Origin of the sequence: Paraburkholderia sp. BL23I1N1, assembly GCF_003610295.1 — a bacterium.
In the GTDB taxonomy this organism is placed as follows: Bacteria; Pseudomonadota; Gammaproteobacteria; order Burkholderiales; family Burkholderiaceae; genus Paraburkholderia.
This window is the reverse complement of sequence record NZ_RAPV01000001.1, coordinates 3,574,030-3,595,041: the sequence shown is the minus strand read 5'-3', so window position 1 is coordinate 3,595,041 and position 21,012 is coordinate 3,574,030. Positions and strand designations below refer to the sequence as shown.

Below are 21,012 nucleotides of genomic sequence, written 5' to 3'. Positions count from 1 at the left end.
TCATCTTGCGCTCGTTTTCGCTTGTTACCCTGCTGGCTCGTGCTCGCCGTTCTCGCTGATGCGATTGATCGTGCCTTGTGCCACCGCGACGAGCTTCTCGCGGTCGCCTTCCATCACATACACATTGCACTGGCAGGTTGCCTGAAGCCGGCCCGCGTAGACGACCTTCGCCCGCGCGATCAGCGTGCCGTTCACCACCGGCCGCAGATAGTTGATCTTGTACTCGCCGGTCACGACCCTCGGGCCCAGCGACAGCGCGCCGGCGAACGTCAACGCGTTGTCGGCGAGATAACTGATCACGCCGCCATGCACGAAACCATGCTGCTGCCGCAGTTCGTCGCGGATCGGCAGGCATAGCGTCAGTTCGCTGGTGCCCGTGTGCATCAGTTCAGCGCCGAGCAACATGCTGAACGGCTGGGCATGCAGTGCGCCGCGCGCCCGGTCGAGGATGTCGGTCATCGTGATTCCTTTGGGCGTGGCCCGCAGTGGCATCTGCACCGGCGTGCGTTGTGCAGTCCCTACCCACTCTAGGAAGCGCCGACGCGCCGCGTCAAGGTGAATCCAAAATATCTGTGCGGCATTGTTGCGCAAAATGACGGAAATTGCGGAGTTGGCCGATGAAAAGGGCTTGTAAGACGATCTTTCGCGGAATTGATCTCAAGCAAAGTTCGGCCTTGCCGTTAACCCGGACGTAGCTCCCGTCATTCTTTGCTTTAGGTGTTCACGATGTTCAGCAAGATCAAAGTCGCTTCCGGCCTGTTGTGTGTTCTGGCCGCGTTCTGCGTTTTCCAGCTTGTTACGGTGGGTTTGGGGTTCTGGTCGCTCACGCGCACGCATGACGACGTGGGCGATCTGTCGAACATCGCCTTGAAGCAGGTGGACGCGGTCAATGAAACGACCCAGCATCTGATGGACGCGCGCATCAACCTGTCGCGAGCCGGTACGCGTATGGTGCGCGGCGGCGCCGAGCCGAGGGACATCGTGCAGCACGCACGCGAGCAATTGACGGCGGCCGATCAGTCGTTCGGCGCCTTCATGAGCGCGCAGAAGACCAGCGACGAAAACACCACGCGCGCTGCTGCGCTCGCCGAACGTTATAAGAAACTGCACGACGCGCTCTCGGAGCTGGTGCAGTTTCTCGACGGGAACAATATCCAGGCCTTTCTCGACCAGCCGACGCAGGGCTTCCAGGACGCCTATCTCGCCGAGTCGCGCAACTTCGTGCAATTCGGCGACGCCGCGAGCCGCGCGTCGATCGATTCGATCGACGCGCGCATGGCGACGTTCCGGGCCGTGAGCATCGTGATCCTGGTTTTACTGGTGGCGGGCACGTTCGGTGTGTACGCGGCGCTCCGCAAGGGCGTCGTGGCGCCGCTGGAAGAAGCCGGCCGTCATTTTGACCGCATCGCGCAAGGGCGTCTGGATCAGCCGATCGCTTCGCGCGGCACCAACGAGATCGGCCGCCTGTTCTCGGGTCTCGCGAAAATGCAGGCCAGCGTGGCGCGCACCGTGCAAACCGTGCGCGAATCCGCCGACTCGATTCACCTCGGCGCCGACGAAATTGCCACCGGCAACGCCGATCTGTCGGCACGAACGGAAAACCAGGCGGCGTCGCTTGAAGAAACCGCGTCGAGCATGGAGGAATTGACCGCCACGGTGCGCCAGAACGCCGATCACGCCCGCGAGGCCAATGCGCTCGCCGAAACCGCGCTCGAGGCCACCTCGCGCGGCAGCGAAGTGGTCAACGAGGTGGTCGACAAGATGCGCGGCATCGCGCAAAGCTCGGACAAGATCGCCGAGATCATTTCGGTGATCGACGGTATCGCGTTCCAGACCAATATCCTCGCGCTGAACGCAGCCGTCGAAGCAGCCCGCGCCGGCGAGCAGGGCCGTGGTTTCGCCGTGGTGGCGGGCGAGGTGCGTGGTTTGGCCCAGCGCAGCGCGCAGTCGGCGAAGGAAATCAAGACGTTGATCAGTGAGTCGGTTGCCGAGATTCAGGGCGGCTCGACGCTGGTCGAGCATGCCGGCGAGGCGATGAGCAACGTTTCGGCGTCGATCTCGCGCGTCACGCAGATGATGGCGGAAATCAGCGCGTCGTCGCTCGAACAGAGCACGGGCATCGAGCAGGTCAACCAGGCGGTGGTGCAGATGGACGAGATGACGCAGCAGAACGCGGCGCTTGTGGAAGAGGCCGCAGCCGCGGCAGCTTCACTGCATCAGCAGACGCAGCAATTGAAACAGGCCGTGTCCGTGTTCGAAATTTCTGAAACTGTGTTGCGCACGCAACAATTTGACGAACTGGGCGGTCGAAGGACGGAATTCGCGCTGTCCGGGATGCGGGCAATTTGAGCCGCGAGAGTGCCCCAAAAGAGGGCATCGGCAAAAGAAAATGGCCCGCCAAAGCGGGCCATTTTGCATTAGACGCAAGCGCCTAAGGGTGCTTCAAGTACCGGAAGGTACTTAGGCCGGCTGGATGTTCGCAGCCTGCTTGCCCTTCGGGCCTTGCTTAACTTCGAACGTCACCTTCTGGTTTTCCTGCAGGGACTTGAAGCCGCTGCCTTGAACTTCCGAAAAGTGCGCGAAGAGGTCTTCACCGCCGTCGTCCGGCGTGATGAAGCCAAAGCCCTTTGCATCGTTAAACCACTTCACAGTACCTGTTGCCATTTTTAATCCAATAAATGTTGTGTGTTGCATTCGCGACCGCTATTTCTCAACGTGAGATCGAGCGCGAAGTGAGAGTTGTATCACGTCTTTATGATGGACGCCAATCAACACGTATTCGGGTATTCCCCTGATTAGGCCCTTTTGAGGCCTGGAAAGCTTTTTGCAGGGGTGCTGCAACCGGTAGGGTAAACTGTTTGTATTACTCTTCCAGGAAAAACATTGACACACTATTTGCAGGAAGAACTCACCTCGTTCTGGAGTCGTTTGACCCCTTATCTCGCGATATTGGAGTCGAAATCACCTCAAGAGAACGCCCCGGACCCGGTCGGCCGTATTACGGTCGATACCGCAGATCACCAGGCTTTCGCCCTTCACACCACCGACAAAAAACCACACGGCGATACGTCGGACACCCCCACCGGTCACAGCGCGACCTACACGCGATTTAAAACCGCCGACGCCGACTGGGGCCCGTGGCAACGCGAAGAATATTGATTGACCGGTCAGTCGGCTTTTAACGCCGACGCCCGGGGGATGCTGGCCGGCGCTTAGCCCGGCAAGGCGTCATAGGCGGTCGCAAGGTGATAGGGCGTGGTCGATGGCATGTCGGCGCGCGCCACGTCACCGGCGGCCGTTTTGCATTCGAACCAGCCTTGCGGGCGCAGGAAGCGTTGCTGGAAAAGCCCGATTTGCCGCGGCAGTGCGGCGAGCACGGCGGGGTCGTCATGGCTCGCCAGGGCGCGCAGATATTCCGTCTGAGCCCAGATCCGCTGGGTGGCGTCCTTGATCCGCCCGGTTTCGTCGAGCGAGGCGCACACGCCGCCTGTATGCGGGTCCACGCCATATTGCTGCGCGAAGCCGAACGCACGCGTCAGCGATTCGTCCAGACCGGAGGCTTCGAACAACGCGCCCGCCTGCTTGACCAGCCAGAACCACTCGAACTGGTGTCCCGGTTCCAGACGGTTGTCGTCCGCGCCAATTGGTAATTCGGCGATACAACCGGTGGGCGCATGCACGAAGTGATGTGCGATGGCGCCGGCAAGTCGGCGCAACGGGGCGTCGAAGGTGTTGTCGCGCGTGGCGCTGCGGGCGGCCAGCCAGGCCTCGGTCAGATGCATCAGGGGATTCTGGATCGGCATGCCGGTCACACGGGCGAAATCCGCGGTGAGCGCGGCGTTGAACAGATCGTCCGCGGCCGCGAAGTGCGACTGAATCAGTGCCGACGTTCGATGCACGACGTCCAGCGCGTCGCGATTGCCGGAACGGCCGCCATATTCCGCACAGGCGAACACGACGAATGCAATCGTGTACAGGTCTTTGGTGGTGTCGAGCGGCGCGCCCTGCGCATCCACGCTATAGAACCATCCGCCGTGGCGCGTGTCCTGAAAGGTGTGGATCAGCGAATCGAATAGCACCTGGGCATGAGCCGCATCGCCCGCTTGCGAGAACACGAACAATTGCCGCGCGCATGCCATCGCCCGGTAACGTCCCGCGGGCAACGGCTCGGGACCTTCGGCGCTGACTGCTTCGTACGGCAACTTCAGCGCGGTGTTGAACCCGGGCCCGCGCCACAGCGGCAGCACCACACGAGTGAAGTGATCCCGAAGCGTGGTGGCGAGAGTGATCGTGGAAGCGGTGGAAGGGGTCATGCTCTGCATAGTTCGGTTGGTCAAATGCGGTCGTTCGCGGTCGTTCGAAATGCTTGCGGACTCAGTTTGTTGCGATGGATGCGCCCGCGTGCGGGCAAGCATAAAGCAAACGTCCGCCGCTGGCACTCTGAGACGGGTGCGGAATACGCTTCGCAAAATTTCAGATGCCCGCGCGTCAAGCCGTTTGTGATGGAGCAAAGCGACGACGCGCCGGAGTGCGATGAAGTCATGATCACCCTGCATCGCGTGTCGAATACCGAATATGAAGCCATCTGCGCACGCTTGCGTCAGTTGCATGGCGTCAAGCAGTTCCGGCAGGACGAAGCGTCGTCTTAAAAAGCGGAAAATCGTCGGCGAATGGCTTCGGCTGGGGCGGGTGGCCATGCGACAATGCGGTCTCGAAAAATTCCAAGGGCATTGACGAGCGGTGCTCGGCGCCCGCTTTCCGGCGACGACCGCTTTTTTCTCTATGGCAGATTCCGCAGCATCCACGCAGTCCCGGCCTCAGCGCGCCGCTTCGAAGAAGCGGCGTCAGGCCACCGTCTCGACCGAAACTGAAAACAAGCTGGCGCGCGCCGCGCGCTCGGCACAACGTCTCGCGCAACTGAGCGATGCCGCACGCGACGACAGCACACTCGACCTGTTCCCTGACGATCCCACCCGCGCCACGCTGGAAGCGATGAACATCGACATCCGGCAAGGCACGTTGCATGGCTTTGAATTACCCGATGTCGTGCTGGCTGCGGTTGGCGTGATCGATACCGACGGTGTCGCGCTGGAGGCAAGGGCCGCGCGCCGCGCGCCTCGTGCTGCAAAATCCGATGAACCGGCGCCGGTGAATGCGCAATTGAGCGGGTTGGAGACGGAGACTGTTGAGACGGTGGCTCCGCTGGTTGGCGAGCTGGCTTTCGGGGATGCCGAGGCGTCGGCCGAAGAGAAGCCGGCGGCATCGACGCGTGACGTGAGCACGCCGTTGACGTCCGCGATGGCGGCCGCGACCGTGGCGCGCAGCGTGACCGCGCTGCGCCAGGTGGCCGAGCCGGATGCCACGGCGGCAGATGCAGCGGTTGCATCGACGTCGGGCGGCGCCACACCGCCAATGCCGCCGCAGCGCGTCGCCACGACCGTTGCCAAGGCGACGACGGCTTCGCGAGAAGCAGCCGGTGCCGAAGCCGCGGATGCGGGAACGGAGCGCTTGGCATCTTCGACGGAGTCCGAGGCTGGAGTGATGGCTGCTGGGGCGAAGCAGGCCGCCAAGCCGTCGGGCGATGTGCCGGCATCTGCGACTGCTACAGCGTCCGTGCACGCATCCGCTGCTTTCGCTGCGCCTGCCTTTCGGGAAACGCAGCGCGCCGAAGCTGCCGCGGCAGCGCTGCGCGCCGCGCCTGAACTCGACCGCGCGCGTGCGACAGCCTTCGCCGATACCGTCGACGCGCTATATGGCGTGATCGCCGATCAACGCCGCGCCGCAACCGACCATTCACGTCGCATGAAATGGATGCTGTCGATCGTGGTGGGCGCGCTGCTGATGACGGTCGCGATCGGCATCACGCAGACGGTGCTTCTGATGCGCCTGACGCGTGAAACCACCGCCCAGCAACACCGCATTGAACAGATGATGCAGAACCAGCAGGCCGCTATGACCAGCTTGCTCGACACCCATATGGCGATGGCCAACGCGGCAACGGCCAGCGCCGCTTCTGACGCAGCCCTAACAGCGGCACCCCAGCCGGCGGCGGCCACGCCAACTCATGGCAAACGCGCCGCGCGCGCACAGCACGCGCACAAGCCGAAAGCAGCCAACTCGCACTGATTTTCGGTGCCGCCGCGCCGGCGAGAGTCGGCGGCGGCGTATCCCTTTCGGCTTCTGCTGCTACCTACCGCGACTTCGCGCTTCGTGTCCGCCGCTTCCCGGATTTCGGCTTCCGGATCGGCGCCGTAAGGCATCTTTCGCCGCCTCCTACTGGCATCCCTGCTTCCGCTCCGGCTCCCCGCTGCCCACCTCCCGCTTGCTCACGTTCGCTGCCCAGATAGGCGCCGTAAGGCACCATCCGCCACCACCCCATCGCAAGCCAATTTTCGCGTTTTACACTCTCGATGCTGTTGCGAAGCCGGACCGGATACGCCAGCGCATCTTCTGACGGGAGCCACCATGCCGACCAGCGAGCACAAATATTCCATCGAGGAACTCCTAGGCGCGCTTTTGCGCGATCAGGGCATACACGAGGGGTACTGGGTTTTGAATGTGGAGTTTTCGGCGACGGGTGCCTCCGTCAAGCCGCAAGACAATCCCGCGCGGACGCTGCCGGGGCTGATTGTGTCCGTCAACAGCGCGATGCTGATGCGCGCGGAGAGCGCGGCGGCAGGCGCCGTCGACGCCGCCGTGGTCAACCCTCGCAAAAACATGACGAGCACGAAACCCACGCGCAGCAGGAAGCCGCAGGCGACCACGCTTCAGTAGACGGAGTTTTGACCCTGAAATATGAAAAACAGGGACGTTGTCATGGTGCAACGCACCATCGATAAAACACTGTGACAACACACCACACCCGAGAAATTGCTGCATTGCACTAGCTTTTGACTAGGGAAAACCCTATAATGCTTCTTAAGGGAAAACCCTAGCTAATGCAGTAACCAACCGGGAGTCGCCATGAGCTTCATTTTTGCACTGTTCCAAAAGGTCAGCGACCTCTTTGCGTCGCCCCATCTGCCGCTGGATTCGGACTACTCGTACGCTGCGCGTAGCCGCGAAACAGAGCGCATGCGCAAAGCGCAAGCCACGTTGTTCGGCATCAAGCTGAGCGACTAAAACGCAAAGTTGCACAGCCTGAGCGCGGACCACCGCGCATGGGCGCGCACGTCCAGTGCGCCTCGCATCACTGAAGCCACCGCCCGCGAAACGCGTGCCGTGGCTTTTGTTTTTTGGGTGCTTACTACCCAATTCCCGGTCTTTCCGAATATTTCTCGGCCGAAATGAATGTAACGACGGCTCACAAGGCGTCGCGGTGCCATTCAGTCGATCCACTGCGCATGCGCAGTAGACGGGCGGCTAATCCCGAAAAGGCCACTTTTCATCAGTCTTTTTCTATGAAATGTGCGCTTACAAGTGCTCACGTCTTCATGCGGTTTGCCCCGCTAAAGTTGGTTTCAAGCGTACGGCGTCTGGTCCGAACCAAAAATAAATCGCGGTTCGATGTCGACCGAACACGGGCGCTGGCTTGACACAAAACTTTGCATGGGAGGTCACGATGAAAACCTTTAACAAGATGTCGCGTTCGATTGTTGCAACCTTGCTGGCCGGCGGCGCGTTGCTCGCAGCCGGCAGCGCTTTCGCCCAGGAACGGGTGATTGTCGAGAATGGTCCGGGGCCGGTGGTTTACGGTCAGCCGCACATGACGCCGGTGGACGTGTCGATCAACCTCGGCTGGCATGGCGATCGTTACTGGGACGGCCATCGCTACTGGGCCCATGACGACTGGATGCGTCATCATCCGCACGACTACGATCCGCATCATCACGGCGATCGCGACGACCATCGCCCGCCGCCCCCGCGCTATTAATGCGTGAATGACGGCGCCGCAGGTCGCGGCGTGAAGTCCGCAAAGCCGGTCCTTCCTCACGGAAGACCGGCTTTGTCATGTTCGGTCTTGGAAAACGGTGTGCTGCGCTATGCTTGAACGCTTTCATCGACGGCAGCGGAGAGCGGCGTGGACAAGGCAGTCATAGGCGTAGTGGGCACGGGATTGATGGGCGTCGGCATTGCGACGCAAAGCGCATTGCATGGGCACCGGACGATCGTTCACGACGTCGACCCGGCGCGCCTCGCGAGCGTTGTGCCGAAGGCAGAAGCGGTGCTCGACGAACTGATCGACGCCGGACGCATCGACCATGCTGCCAAACAGGCAGCGCTCGCGCGCATCGAGACGCATGCGCAGCTTGAGGTCATGGCGTCGGCGCAATTCGTGATCGAAGCGATTCCCGAGGTGCTCGAATTGAAGCATCGCCTGTATGCGTCGCTAGCCGGATTGATGGCGGATGATGCGATTCTCGCGAGCAACACCAGCGGTTTTCCGCCCGATCAACTGGTTGCCCCGTTGCGCGCGAAGGAGCGCTTTCTGATCGCGCATTTCTGGAATCCGCCACACATGATCCCGCTTGTCGAAGTTGTGCCGGGTACCGCGACCGCGCCGGAAGTGACTGAGCAGACCGCCGCATTGATGGGTACGATTGGTATGGAGCCCGTAGTATTGGCGAAGGCGATTCCGGGTTTTGTCGGCAACCGGTTGCAGTTCGCGGTGCTGCGCGAGGCGCTGAACATCGTGCGCTCAGGGGCGGCGACGCCGGACGTGGTCGATCGGGTCATGAAGGCGTCGTTGGGGCGCCGGTGGGGGATTGTCGGGCCGCTCGAGGGCGCGGACCTGGGCGGGCTCGACACTTTCCTCGACATCTCCACGCATCTGATGCCGGAACTCGCTAAAGACGAAGACGTGCTCGATCTGCTCCGTGCGCAGGTCAACGCGGGACGCGTCGGCGTGCGCAGCGGCGCTGGTTTCTATGAATGGGACGCGGCGCATTTGGCGCGAGTCAAGGAAGGCCGCAAGCGGGTGATTAGTCGTGGTTAATGGCAGTCGCACGCATCCCGCTTGAACCGGATTATGCAATTAAAATAGTCAGGCATTTGAAATGAATAATATATAGATAAAATAATTTCAAATGTCTTTCTGTAAAATTGAAAATGTAATATCGGTGCGATAAAAAACTCATAAATAACCCTAAAGAACTCTCGATCGCCGCCGTTATTGATCATACGAAAGACGCGGCTCCATAAAAAGCCGCGCGGGAAAGACCAAACCGATCGAGAGCCCGCAACGGAAAGTTGCGTGAAAACAAGAATGTTTCGGAACGCACGGGGTAGGTGTGCGGGCCACGGGAAGCTGCGTCCGCAACACCATCGAGTAAAGCTGATTGTTGTATGGCTGGCCGCCGCGCCCTTAGGTGCGAGTGCGGCGGGCATTGCTATTGACGGCGGAACCGCAACGACAGTTTCAACTGCGGCGAATGGCCATCAGACAGTCAATATCGCGCCGACAGTAGCCGGTGTTTCGAATAATACCTATAGCAGTTTCAATGTAGACGCGGCCGGCGCTTCACTGAATAACGTCGGTATTAATGCCAGAACGATTGTCAGTCAGGTAACAAGTACCAATCCTAGCATTATTAGCGGTCGAATCGATGTGCTCGGCTCACGTGCGAATGTGGTATTGGCGAATCCGAACGGCATTACGGTTAATGGTGGTTCATTCGTCAATACGGGCCGTGTCGCGTTGACCACCGGACGCGTCAGTTTCAAGGACACCATTCCGGTAGCGGGGATTCCTGAGCGGGACATCGTGCTCGACACCAGCACCAGGACGATCGTCGTCGGGCCGCAGGGATTGGCGAGTGCGTTGATCGGCCTCGATCTGATCGCGAAGAATGTTCAGATCAACGGGCCGCTGACCAACGGTTTCACGTCGCAGACCGCCTACGTGCGCGCTGTGGCCGGTAACAGCAATGTCACGCTGAACACGGCGGTTTCGCCGAACGACAACAGCAACGACTGGCTCACGCTGAGCCCGTCCACCAGCGCGGCTACGGCCAGCTCATTCGCGATCGACATCATCGCCGCCGGCAGTCTGACGAGCGGCCGCGTGCAGCTGATCGTCACCGACAAAGGCCCGGGCGTGCGCAGTGCCGGGCCGATGAACGCGTCGCTTGGCGATTTCACGCTGTCGTCGAACGGAGCCGTGCAGTTCTCCAATACGTCGCTGACGGCGCAGAACAATCTCGATCTGCAGGTGCAGGACAGTTTGACGTTGTCGGACACCAAGCTGAAGGCGAACAGCGGTGCGGCGACCTTGAGCGCGAGCGGCGCCGTCAACCTGACGGGCAGCAGCCTGCTCGCCAATGCCGGTATCGACGTGAGCGGCGCGGGCATCGCATTGGCGCAGGACGCGACCGCACAATCGGTGATCGCTTGGACCACCAGCGGTGTGGTGTTGACCAGCACCGGCGATATCACCAACATCGGCTCGCTGATACAAGGCGAGCAGAAGAACACGCTCGATACGGCGTCGCTTGGCGCAGTGACGCTGAAAGCCACCGGCAATGTGCTGAACCAGTCGACACCCACGGGCCAGCTCGGCGTCGTGTACGGCGCGAACGGCGATGTGTCGGTGACGGCCGGTGGCTCCGTGACGAATCAGGATGCACGCATGCTGTCGAACCAGAACCTGTCGATCATCGCGGGCGGCGACGTCGACAATATCGTCGATCATTCGGCCGGTGTGAACGGCGGCGCGCCGGTCAGCTATTCGGACCGCAGTTGGCGCCTGATTTTCGTCGAACATCGCGACGACGGTTTCAACATCGACTACGGCGCGCTTGCCGATCCGGACAAGCTCTCCTACTTGAGCGCCAACGTCGGCAACGTGACCATTGCAGCGCAGAACGTTCACAACATCGGCGGCACGATTCTCGCGCAAATCGATCCGAAGAACCCAACCGTCGGCGGATCGATTTCGATCACGGCGCGCGTTCAGTTGCTGACGCAGGGCATCTTCACTGGCCAGGCGTCGTTTCATCGAACCTGTTTCTTCTTTTGTAGTTCGAGTTCGTCGAGCAACGTGCAGGCCTGCGGCGGCGTGATCCAGGCGAACAACAACATCACCCTTAAGTCGAATGGCACTTACTTAAGCCTGCATGGAGGAGAAGACGCGGGTAAGTGCTTGAAGAGAAATGGAGGGGGCTGATCCAGGGATTGATAGGATGGTTGTTACCAGGCAAACACCCGTCTCATTCCAAGGACCGGCCCCCATGGATCGTAATGCACGAAGTCATCAGAGGCAAACACGAGGCGGCGTTCAAAGCCGGGCGTGCAGGGCCCAGGCGGTTGACTACTTCAACATACTGACGAGCCCCGGGCTGTTGGACATAACGGAAGCGCATTTGCCAGAACATCGGGAACGGCTGTATCCGCCGACGGTGACACTGTCGATGTTCATGCGCCAGGCGCTGGAAGAGGACGCCTCCTGTCAGAAGGCCGTCAACGGGTGCGCCGCGCAGCGAGCTGCCGACGGGCTGCGGCCCATGAGTGTGCGTACGGGAGGCTACTGCCGCGCTCGCCAGAGACTGCCGCTGACGATGGTGCGGGAGTTGACGCGCGAGACAGGACGTCAACTGCACCAGCAGGCCAGAGCGGCCTGGAAGTGGCGCGGGCGCCCGGTCAAGCTGGTTGACGGTACAGGGATCCCGATGCCCGATACGCCGTCGAACCAGGCCCGCTTCGCGCAGTCCAGTGCTCAGGCCGAAGGAGTGGGATTTCCGTTAGCCTATCTGGTTGCGGTGATCTGTCTGGCAAGCGGCGCAGTGCTGGAGGCGGGTATCGGAACGTACGCGGGCAAAGGCGGCGGGGAGCTGACGGCGTTTCGCATGCTGCAAGCCACGTTTCGCAAAGGTGATGTGATCGTCGCCGATGCCTTGTACTGCCACTACTTTCTGATGGCCTCAATGATCGCCGCCGGAGTGGATATCGTGATGGAACAGCATGGGGCGCGCCGCACCGACTTTCGGCGAGGCCGGTCCCTGGGCATGCGCGATCACATTGTGACGTGGCCCAAACCCCGGCAGCGTCCCGACTGGATGACGCGTGAGCAGTACCAGGCCTTCCCCGATGAACTGATGGTGCGCGAGTCCAGGCTGCATCACCGGGTGCTGGTCACCACGATGCTTGATGCACGCAAGACCAGCAAACAGGACCTCTCGCAGTTGTACGCCAGGCGCTGGAACGTGGAACTGGATCTACGTAACATCAAGACGACGATGGGTATGGACGTACTGCATTGCCAGACTGCCCACATGAACGAGAAGGAGATCTGGGTCCATCTGCTGGCCTACAACGTGATTCGGCTGCTGATGGCTCAGGCCGCGAGCCACCATGCCACCGATCCGCGAACACTGAGTTTCAAACACACCGCGCAGCTATGGACTGAATGGCTGGCCCGAGGTCTGACCGCAACCCACGACCCGGGTCTCCTGTTCAACCTGATCGCGCAGTCTTGCGTCGGGAGTCGCCCCGGTCGCATCGAACCACGGATGCGAAAACGAAGACTGAAGTCCTACCCATGGCTGAAAGAGCCTCGTCACATCGCACGTGAGCGCGTCCAAAAATATGGGCACGCTCCACGGGCTTAAGTAAGTGCCATTCAGTCTAAAGCCTGTTAAGAGGGAACGCGAAGCCAACCGATCAACCGGAATCCACGGAAAGGCCAAATAACAGCAGCTCCCTTCAATCCCGCCCCAAGCAGCCCCAGCCACTCTGCGGTATAAATACCTCCCGCCTCACCCGCAAACCCCAACACAAACCATGCCCCACTACTTCTACGACCCCGCTGCCGGTCACGGCCTCCCGCACGACCCGTTCAAGGCCATCGTCGCTCCGCGCCTGATCGGCTGGATTTCCTCACGCGCCACCGACGGCACGCTGAACCTCGCGCCCTACAGCTTCTTCGGCGCGTTCGCCAGCTTCCCGCCGATCATCGGCTTCTGCAGCGAAGGCCGTAAAGACAGCATCGCCAACATCGAGGCTACCGGCGAATTCGTCTGGAATCTCGCCTCCAGGCCGCTCGCCGAACAGATGAACCGCTCGTCAGCGCCGGTCCCACCGCACATCGACGAATTCGAACTCGCCGGCCTCACACCCGCGCCGGGTCGCAACGTAGCCGTGCCGCACGTCGCCGAATCGCCGGCCGCGCTCGAATGCAAGTTGCTGCAAGTGGTGCGTTTGCATACCCTTGAAGGCAAGCCGATGGACAACTACCTGTCGCTTGGGCAAGTGGTCGGCGTCCATATCAACGAGGCTTATCTGAAAGACGGCCTGTTCGACACGCACGCAGCGCAGCCGATCATGCGTGCCGGCTATCGCGCGGATTACGCGGGAATCGGTGAGATGTTCCAGATGTTCCGCCCGACCGCATAGCGGTTCTTTCCGCAGCGCAAAGCCCCCACAAACTGGCCCGCTTGATGCTTGCAACCGACGCGCCAACGCGTCGTTTTCAACTGCCGGCTCACTCAAGAGGAGCGCGATCATGTCCACCGAATTCGCCACGCAGTTCAGCCATGTCCGTCCGCAAGACACGTCCTACGTGGATCAGGGACTACGCGACTTTTTTCTCTACCGTGATTTAGGCATTGCGCAGGCAACCGGCGGCAAGGTGCTCGCGCAACTCGTCAAGGCGAATCACGCACCAGAGCAAGGCACCGGTTGGCACCGTCATGAGGCCGATTTCCACATTGTGATCATGTTGAAAGGCTGGGCGCGCTTCATGTACGGCGACAAGGAAACGCTCGTCGCCGCCGGCGATTGCGTGCATCAGGCGCCGGGCATCGTCCACTATCTGTTCGATTACTCAGAAGATATGGAGTACATCGAAATCGTGTCGCCGGCCGATTTCAAATCGATCGAAGTCGAAGGTCCGTGCGAAGTGCCGGCGGTGCAGCCGTGGAAGAACGCCGCGGCTTGACTCGGACTCGCTATTGCGTCGCGGGTGGCCGTCGGCGAGGCGATCGTGACGCCTGCTGAGGTTTGGCGGAGGAGCCGGAACCGGCGGCTTCGTTCGACGCGGTAGTCGTCACGCCGGTTTCGATCTCGACATCGACCGCCGCCGCGGCCGGCGCTGCCGCTGTCACCTCGGAAGCCACCGCCGCAGCCACCGCCACCGGCTGAATCGTGCGTGCCCGCGAACTCACCAGCACCGCACGCGGCTCGTTGTCGTAGATCACGGCCCGCACGCGCGGATAAATCTGCCGCTCCCACCGATGCCCATTGAACACGCCATAGTGCCCCACTCCAGTTTGCACATGATGCGTCTTCAGATAAGGCCTCAACTTGTCGCACATATCCTGCGCGGCGAGCGTCTGCCCGACTGCGCAGATATCGTCCTTTTCGCCTTCCACGGTCAGCAGCGCAGTACGGCGAATCTTTGACGGCTCCACAAGCCGCCCCTCCACCTCGAGCTCATGCAACGGCAAGGCATGCCGCTGAAAAACCGTATCGACGGTCTCAAGATAGAAATCGGCCGTCAGATCCATCGTCGCGAAGTATTCTTCGTAGAAAGTGCGGATCGTGTCGGCCTTCGCCGGATCGCCTTTGGCGCGCTCGTAATGCATGGTCTCGAACGAGTCGAGATGGCGGTTAAGGTTCATCGACATAAACGCGGTCAGTTGCACGAAGCCGGGATACACGCGACGGTGCGCGCCCGCAAAACCGAACGGCACCGCGCTGATCAGGTTCTGCTCGAACCACTCGATCGGCTTGCTTTTGGCCAGTTCGTTGACGCGCGTCGGGTTGATGCGCGTATCCAGCGGGCCCGCCATCAACGTCATGCTGGCGGGCTGCGCGGGGTTGTCATCGGCGGCCATGAGGGCGACCGCGGCCAACGCGGCGACAGTCGGCTGACACACCGCCAGCAGATGCGCGCCCGGCCCGATTGTCTCGGTGAAGTCGATCACGTGCCGCACGAATTCGTCGAAGCCGAAACGACCCTGGCTCAGCGGCACGTCGCGCGGGTTGTGCCAATCGGTGACGTAGACGTCGTGCTCGGCCAGCATCGTGCGTACGGTGCCGCGCAGCAGCGTCGCGAAGTGGCCGGACATGGGCGCGATCACCAGCACGCGCGGCTGCGGTTGCGAAAGGGAGGCATCCTTACGAAAATGCAACAGCGAACAGAACGGCGTGTGCGCGGCCACTTCCTCGACGATCCGGACGGATTTGCCTTCCGTCACCAAGCTTTCGATGTCGAATGGCGGCCTGACGGGCGTAAGTCCGGCGAGCGTCAGCAACTCGCAGGCCGCGCGGATCGAGCGTCCATGCGACGTCTCGCCAAACGCGGGCCACGCGTCGAGCGAATGATTCACCAGCGCAGCGCCGTGCCGCATCGGCAGCATCATGTCGGCGAAAGCCTGGTATGTGGGATATGCGAACAGGTTCATAACCTTCGCACGAGTGCAGGAAAGGAAGGAACCCGAATAGAGGCAAGTCATGTGCCAATCATGCGGTCGCACTGACGCAACCGTCACTGCACGTTGGCATAGCATTTGCGCGAGTCATGGGAACGGGCCGAATTTGCCGCGCTTTGGTGCGCCCGCGCATGGCAACGATGCATGCGCATCGTCAGGCGTCGGCGGAACGCCTCATCTGGAGGAGAATCGTATGGCGAATACCACGCTCACCATCAGCAGCAAGAACTATTCGTCGTGGTCGCTGCGCGGCTGGCTGCTGACGAAGTTCAGCGGCCTGCCGTTCGAAGAGATCGTGATGCCGATCGACGATCCCGCCGCACGCGCCGAATTACTGTTGCTGTCGCCGTCGATTCTGGTGCCGTGTCTCTTTCATGACGGCATCAAGATCTGGGACACCCTGGCGATTGCCGAATATCTGAACGAGGTGAAACCGGAAGCGGCGCTGTTGCCGAAAGACATTCGCGCGCGAGCGCATTGCCGCTCGATCTGCGGTGAGATGCATTCGGGTTTCGCTTCGCTACGCTCGGCATTGCCGATGAATCTGAAAGCGCATTTCCCGGGCTTCAAAGTGTGGGCGCGGGCGCAATCGGATATCGACCGCATCGTGACGATCTGGAGCGAGTGCCTGAAGCAGTACGGCGGCCCGTTTCTGTTCGGCGAGCGCAGCGCGGCGGATGCAATGTACGCGCCGGTGGTGACGCGTTTCGTGACCTACGACGTCAAGCTGGATCCGGAGATTGTCGACTATGGGCAGCGCATCATGGCGTTGCCTGAAATGCAGCAGTGGATCGCGGACGCGCAGCAGGAAGTGGAAGAGATCGACGAGCTGGACGTGGAGTTTTAATGACGGCGCACGACACACGACGCGGCAAGACGCGCCGCGCCGTTAAAAAACACTTTAATCCCGCCCCGCTTCCAGCTTGAACACGCTAACCACCTGCGCAAGCCGCGCCGCGTGATCGCGCAACTCGGCCGCCGCGAGTTCCGCCTCGCCGACAATCGTCGCATTCTGCTGGGTCGCCTCGCCGATCTGCGTGACGGCAAGGTTGACCTGCTCGATGCCGCCCGATTGCTCGCGTGACGCAACGCTGATCTCCGCCATGATCGCGCGCACCTGGCCCACCTGGTGAACGATGCCTTGCATCGTCGAGCTGGCCTCTTCAGCGATCCGGAAGCCGCTCTGAACGGTCGCCGTGGAGGCGGCGATCAGGCTCTCGATCTCCTTCACCGAAGCCGCGCTGCGCTGCGCCAGCGCGCGCACTTCCGAGGCCACCACCGCAAAGCCCCGGCCATGCTCGCCGGCGCGCGCCGCTTCGACGGCCGCGTTCAGCGCGAGAATATTGGTCTGGAACGAGATGCCTTCGATCACGCTGGTGATCTCGGCGATCTTTTGCGACGAGCGGCTGATCTCGCCCATCGTCGAGACCACGCGTTCGACGGCGCGGCCGCCTTCGAGCGCGGCGTCCGCGGCATTCGTGACGAGCGTGTTGGCCTGTGCAGCATGGTCGGCGTTCTGCTGTACGGTCGACGTGATCTGTTCCATGCTGGCCGCGGTTTCTTCGAGGCTGCTCGCCTGCGTGGCGATTCGCGCGGCGATATTACCGCTGCCGGCGGCAATTTTTTCGGTCCCTTCCGACATATCCGTCGACGCATTGCGCACCTGCGAAACAATGCGCGCAAGGCCTTCGCCGATGCCGTCGATCGACCGCATCAAGCGGCCGATTTCGTCGGCACGCACGTTCGCACCGTTGCTGCTCTTTGCCACGCGCACGCTCAGATCGCCCGAGGCGAAGCGCTCGGACGCCTTGGCGGCTTCATCGAGCGGACGGCTCACGAGGCGGCGCACGGCGATCAGGAAAACGATCGCGAACGCACCGACCAGCGCGAAGCCGATCGCCAGGAATGTATCGCGCGTTGTGACGACGTCGGCCATCACTTCGTCGCGCGGTGCGACGCCGCCCACCAGCCATTGCCATTCCGGCACGGTGATGAAGGACACGAACTTGTCACGCGCGTTGTGCTCGCCGAGCGTCGCATCGGCGGAGTTGAATTCGAGCTGGCCTTCCTTCATGTCGAGCATTTGCTGATACGGCGCGTTCGCGTTGTCCGCGTTCTGGCCGGCGGCAGCAGGATGCACGATCAGCTTGCCGCGATCCGCGCCCTTCGAGGCGTTGACCACGAAGTAGTAGCCGCTGTCGCCGATTTTCAGCTTGCTGATGCCGTCTTCGACCGACTGGATTTCCTTGTCCACGTTCACGCCGACGAACAGCGCGCCGATCACGCGACCGCTCGCGTCCGTAATCGGCCGGTATTGCGTAATCAGCCGTTTGCCGAAGAGCGCGGCAAGTCCCGTATAGGATTTGTTCGCCAGGATCAGCGCATAAGCGGGCGCCTTGCGGTCGAGCAGCGTGCCGATCGCGCGCGAGCCGTCCTGTTTCTTCAGCGAAGTCGTCACGCGGACGAAATCGTCTCCGCTACGCGCGAACACAGTAGCCACCGCGCCGCTGCGTTCGAGAAACTGGTCGGGAATGGAGAAGTCCATGTTCAGGACTTTGTCGCCGGCCTTGATAGTCGGCGTGGCGACGCCGTTGACGTCGACTTTCTGGCTGTCGTCGAGCGTGTAGCTGGTGGGGAGGAAGCTCGCAAACAGTGACATCGAGCGATCGACTTCGGTCGAGAGCGCCTTGTCGAACAGCGCGATCATGGCGGCGATCGAGCGGTCCTTATCGGCGATGCGTTCGAGCACCTGATCGCTGACCTGCTTGCTGGCGCTGCGCGTGAGCGCCCACGTAAAGGCAGCGAAAATCAATGCAACCAGCATGCACGACAGCACGGCAAGCCGGGCGCCAACGCTGGCGCGGCGCAAAGAGAGAAATTCCATGGGCACTCGGGGTAAAGAAGGACATGTGACGTGCAAACCACGCGAATACATGGGTTTACACCTATGTCATGATTACGGCCGAATTGCCCCTATCTTTAGCGCTTTCGAAAGTGTTTCGTAATATGACGACGTATATCGCCGTCAATCAACGCGCCGACGCGACGCGCCAGGTGCGCAGCAGCAGCGCATTGGTAACCACGCTGACGCTCGAAAACGCCATCGCCGCGCCAGCCAGCATCGGGTTCAGCAAGCCGAACGCGGCAAGCGGAATGCCGATCAGGTTGTAGACGAACGCCCAGAACAGGTTCTGCTGGATCTTGCGCCAGGTCCTGCGAGAAATGTCGATGGCGTCGGCCACCAGCGCCGGATCGCCGCGCATCAGCGTGATGCCGGCCGCCTGCATCGCAACGTCGGTGCCGGTTGCCATGGCGATGCCGATGTCGGCGGCAGCGAGCGCGGGGGCGTCGTTGATGCCGTCGCCCACCATCGCGACGATTCCGGCGCTGCGGATCTTCAGATCGCGAATCACGCGGGCTTTGTCGTCAGGCAGGATTTCGGCATGGAATTCGGCGATGCCGAGCGCCTCAGCGACGCTCGCCGCGCTGCCGTGGTTGTCGCCGGTGACGAGCACGCTTTTGATGCCCATTTGGGCGAGCCGCTCGACTGCCGCGCGGGCAGTCGGTTTGACGGTGTCGCCGAAGGCGATCAGCGTGAGCGCGGCGGGCGCAAGCGGCGCGCGCTGCATCAGCCAGGAGACGGTGTTGCCGGCGGCTTCGAGCTGTTTTGCGCGTTCGATGAATGGCGGCGGCAATACGATGCCGAGTTCGTTGAGCCAGCGCGTGCTGCCGAGCGCAAGGGTGCGGCCATCGACGTCGGCTTCCACGCCGCGGCCGGGAATCGCGCGTGCGGCGCTTGCTGTTAGTGTCGCAACCGGCAGCGCTGTCGCGACATTCGCCGCCTTCACCACGGCCCGCGCCAACGGGTGATCGCTATGCCGTTGCACGGCCGCCGCGAGCGACAACGCCTCGTCGCGCCCGATGCCGCCGATCGCCTCGAACGCCGTTACCGACGGTTGCCCGAGCGTCAGCGTGCCGGTTTTATCGAACGCGACGATATTCACCCGATGTGCGGTTTCCAACGCCTCGGCGTCCTTGATCAGCACGCCGCGCCGCGCCGCGACGCCGGTCCCGGCCATGATGGCCGCGGGCGTCGCCAGTCCAAGCGCGCACGGGCACGCGATCACCAGCACGGCGACCGCATTCAGAATCGCGGTTTCGCCGCCCGCGCCTGCGATCAACCAGCCCACCAGCGTGAGCGCGGCAATGGCCAGGATCGCCGGCACAAAGATCTCGCTGACACGATCGACCAGACGTTGGATCGGCGCCTTCTCGGCCTGCGCGCTTTCCACGAGGCGGATGATTCGCGCGAGGGTTGTTTCCGCGCCGATCGCGGTGGTCGTTACCGTAATCGCGCCTTCGCCGTTGATCGAACCGGCGGTAACCGGATCGGCGGCCTGCTTCGGCACCGGCAGGCTTTCACCGGTAATCAGCGATTCGTCGATATGGGTGCGCCCTTCTAACACCGCGCCGTCGACCGGCACGCGTTCGCCGGGACGCACGATCACCACGGTGCCGACCCGCACTTGCGCAAGCGGGACTTCGCGTTCGTCCGCGCCGACGCGGATGCGCGCACGGTCGGGGCGCAGCGCGTTGAGCGCGCGGATCGCATCCGTGGTCTGGCGCTTGGCGCGTGCCTCGAGCCATTTGCCGAATCGCACCAGCGTAATCACGACTGCCGACGCTTCGAAATACAGATGCGTCATGTCGCCCGGATGGGTCGCCAGTTCGTAGACGCTGATTCCATAAGCCGCCGACGTGCCGAGCGCCACCAGCAAGTCCATGTTCCCGGCGCCGGCCCGCACCGCACGGTAGGCCGCGCGATAGAAGCGCGCGCCGAACACGACCTGCACGATCGAGGCGAGGGCGAACTGCAGCCAGGGGGAAAGCATCGCGTGCAAACCGAACCATTCGCCGACCATCGGCAGAACGAGCGGCAGCGTCAGCACGGCGGAGGCGCGTACGGCCACCAGTTCGCGGCGGGTCTGGTTGCGTTTGCTTTCGGCCGAGGAGACAAGGGTCGCCGTGTCGGCGGCGGACGCCGGTGTGTCTGGCGGCGCAATCAGCGTCGCCTCGTAGCCTGCTTTCTTGACCGCCGCGAGTAGCGCGTCGGTGTCGGCACTGGCGCTTGCGTCGGCTGGATTGACGGTCGCCGTTTCAGTCGCCAGATTCACCGACACGCTTGCGACGCCCGGCACCTTCGCGAGCGCCTTCTCCACGCGCATCGCGCACGAAGCGCACGTCATCCCGCCGATCGCCAGTTCCGTGGCGTGCGCTGTTTCCGCCGATGCGACATCCGCACGCGCCGACGGCGTGGCGTCGTAGCCTGCTTTGCGTACGGCGCCGGCGAGCGTTTCGGAGTCGACGGCAGCGTGGCTGTCGATGCTGGCTTTTTCAGTGGCGAGATTCACCGAGGCGCGCGTGACGCCTGGCACTTTCGCGAGGGCTTTCTCCACGCGCATCGCACATGAGGCGCAGGTCATTCCACCGATGTCGAGTTCGGTGGTTCTGGAGGGCGTAGCGTCCGCGGGACGCAGTGGTGTGGCAAGTTCGGTCATGGCAGGCAAGGCTCGTCGCGGCATTGGGCCGCCTCATGAACCGAGTATTGACCTTCCCATGATGGGAAGGTCAAGGATGTTTTTAA

The 21,012-nt window shown here is 62.0% G+C and carries 18 protein-coding genes and 1 pseudogene; 13 read left to right on the top strand and 6 right to left on the bottom strand.

The annotated features are described in order from the left end of the window. Positions 1-24: 24 nt before the first annotated feature. Positions 25-459, bottom strand: coding sequence for a PaaI family thioesterase (locus B0G76_RS16690; protein ID WP_120296445.1), 435 nt, complete (start codon positions 457-459; stop codon positions 25-27). Positions 460-726: 267 nt separating this feature from the next. Between B0G76_RS16690 and B0G76_RS16685 the strand changes: the two genes are divergently transcribed. Next, positions 727-2,349, top strand: a complete 1,623-nt coding sequence (locus B0G76_RS16685) for a methyl-accepting chemotaxis protein (protein ID WP_120293590.1) — start codon at positions 727-729, stop codon at positions 2,347-2,349. A gap of 111 nt (positions 2,350-2,460) precedes the next feature. On the opposite strand, the gene B0G76_RS16680 is transcribed toward B0G76_RS16685, so the two are convergent. Continuing rightward, complete coding sequence (locus B0G76_RS16680; protein WP_007178724.1) at positions 2,461-2,664, bottom strand: cold-shock protein; 204 nt, start codon at positions 2,662-2,664, stop codon at positions 2,461-2,463. Between the two features lie 219 nt (positions 2,665-2,883). Between B0G76_RS16680 and B0G76_RS16675 the strand changes: the two genes are divergently transcribed. Beyond that, positions 2,884-3,159, top strand: a complete 276-nt coding sequence (locus B0G76_RS16675; RefSeq protein WP_120293589.1) for a hypothetical protein — start codon at positions 2,884-2,886, stop codon at positions 3,157-3,159. 53 nt (positions 3,160-3,212) lie between these two features. On the opposite strand, the gene B0G76_RS16670 is transcribed toward B0G76_RS16675, so the two are convergent. Continuing rightward, positions 3,213-4,322 carry an AGE family epimerase/isomerase gene (locus B0G76_RS16670; RefSeq protein ID WP_120293588.1) on the bottom strand — a complete coding sequence of 370 codons (1,110 nt, stop codon included), beginning with the start codon at positions 4,320-4,322 and terminating at the stop codon, positions 3,213-3,215. A 180-nt stretch (positions 4,323-4,502) separates the two neighbouring features. On the opposite strand from B0G76_RS16670, the gene B0G76_RS16665 reads away from it, so the two are divergent. From B0G76_RS16665 to B0G76_RS16620, 10 genes and pseudogenes are all read left to right on the top strand, one after another. Continuing rightward, positions 4,503-4,649 (top strand): hypothetical protein, encoded by a 147-nt coding sequence (locus tag B0G76_RS16665; RefSeq protein WP_409076718.1) that lies wholly within the window; start codon positions 4,503-4,505, stop codon positions 4,647-4,649. A 133-nt stretch (positions 4,650-4,782) separates the two neighbouring features. Then, a complete protein-coding gene (locus B0G76_RS16660) occupies positions 4,783-6,126 on the top strand; it encodes a hypothetical protein (protein WP_120293587.1) in 1,344 nt (447 codons plus the stop codon). 339 nt (positions 6,127-6,465) lie between these two features. Next, positions 6,466-6,774: a hypothetical protein gene (locus tag B0G76_RS16655; protein ID WP_120293586.1), complete on the top strand. Its 309-nt coding sequence runs from the start codon at positions 6,466-6,468 to the stop codon at positions 6,772-6,774. Positions 6,775-6,963: 189 nt separating this feature from the next. Next, a complete protein-coding gene (locus B0G76_RS42900) occupies positions 6,964-7,122 on the top strand; it encodes a hypothetical protein (RefSeq protein WP_183082071.1) in 159 nt (52 codons plus the stop codon). Between the two features lie 439 nt (positions 7,123-7,561). Continuing rightward, the gene (locus B0G76_RS16650) at positions 7,562-7,873 is read left to right on the top strand and encodes a hypothetical protein (protein ID WP_120293585.1); all 312 of its coding nucleotides are present in this window, start codon (positions 7,562-7,564) and stop codon (positions 7,871-7,873) included. A 186-nt stretch (positions 7,874-8,059) separates the two neighbouring features. Then, positions 8,060-8,935, top strand: coding sequence for a 3-hydroxyacyl-CoA dehydrogenase family protein (locus tag B0G76_RS16645; RefSeq protein ID WP_259460837.1), 876 nt, complete (start codon positions 8,060-8,062; stop codon positions 8,933-8,935). 270 nt (positions 8,936-9,205) lie between these two features. Continuing rightward, a pseudogene (locus B0G76_RS16635) lies at positions 9,206-11,062 on the top strand (filamentous hemagglutinin N-terminal domain-containing protein); the annotation flags it as partial. 106 nt (positions 11,063-11,168) lie between these two features. Then, on the top strand, positions 11,169-12,545 hold the full coding sequence (locus B0G76_RS16630; RefSeq protein ID WP_120293581.1) for an IS4 family transposase: 1,377 nt from the start codon (positions 11,169-11,171) through the stop codon (positions 12,543-12,545). Between the two features lie 172 nt (positions 12,546-12,717). Further along, on the top strand, positions 12,718-13,329 hold the full coding sequence (locus tag B0G76_RS16625) for a flavin reductase family protein (protein WP_120293580.1): 612 nt from the start codon (positions 12,718-12,720) through the stop codon (positions 13,327-13,329). Between the two features lie 109 nt (positions 13,330-13,438). After that, on the top strand, positions 13,439-13,873 hold the full coding sequence (locus B0G76_RS16620; RefSeq protein WP_120293579.1) for a cupin domain-containing protein: 435 nt from the start codon (positions 13,439-13,441) through the stop codon (positions 13,871-13,873). A gap of 10 nt (positions 13,874-13,883) precedes the next feature. On the opposite strand, the gene B0G76_RS16615 is transcribed toward B0G76_RS16620, so the two are convergent. After that, positions 13,884-15,341, bottom strand: coding sequence for a polyhydroxyalkanoate depolymerase (locus B0G76_RS16615; protein ID WP_120293578.1), 1,458 nt, complete (start codon positions 15,339-15,341; stop codon positions 13,884-13,886). A gap of 220 nt (positions 15,342-15,561) precedes the next feature. Here B0G76_RS16615 and B0G76_RS16610 point away from each other — a divergent pair, with 220 nt between their 5' ends. After that, on the top strand, positions 15,562-16,215 hold the full coding sequence (locus tag B0G76_RS16610; RefSeq protein WP_120296443.1) for a glutathione S-transferase family protein: 654 nt from the start codon (positions 15,562-15,564) through the stop codon (positions 16,213-16,215). A 54-nt stretch (positions 16,216-16,269) separates the two neighbouring features. Here the strand turns inward: B0G76_RS16610 and B0G76_RS16605 are convergent, their stop codons facing one another. Further along, on the bottom strand, positions 16,270-18,252 hold the full coding sequence (locus B0G76_RS16605; protein WP_120293577.1) for a methyl-accepting chemotaxis protein: 1,983 nt from the start codon (positions 18,250-18,252) through the stop codon (positions 16,270-16,272). A gap of 145 nt (positions 18,253-18,397) precedes the next feature. After that, a complete protein-coding gene (locus B0G76_RS16600) occupies positions 18,398-20,926 on the bottom strand; it encodes a heavy metal translocating P-type ATPase (RefSeq protein WP_120293576.1) in 2,529 nt (842 codons plus the stop codon). Positions 20,927-21,012 lie beyond the last annotated feature (86 nt).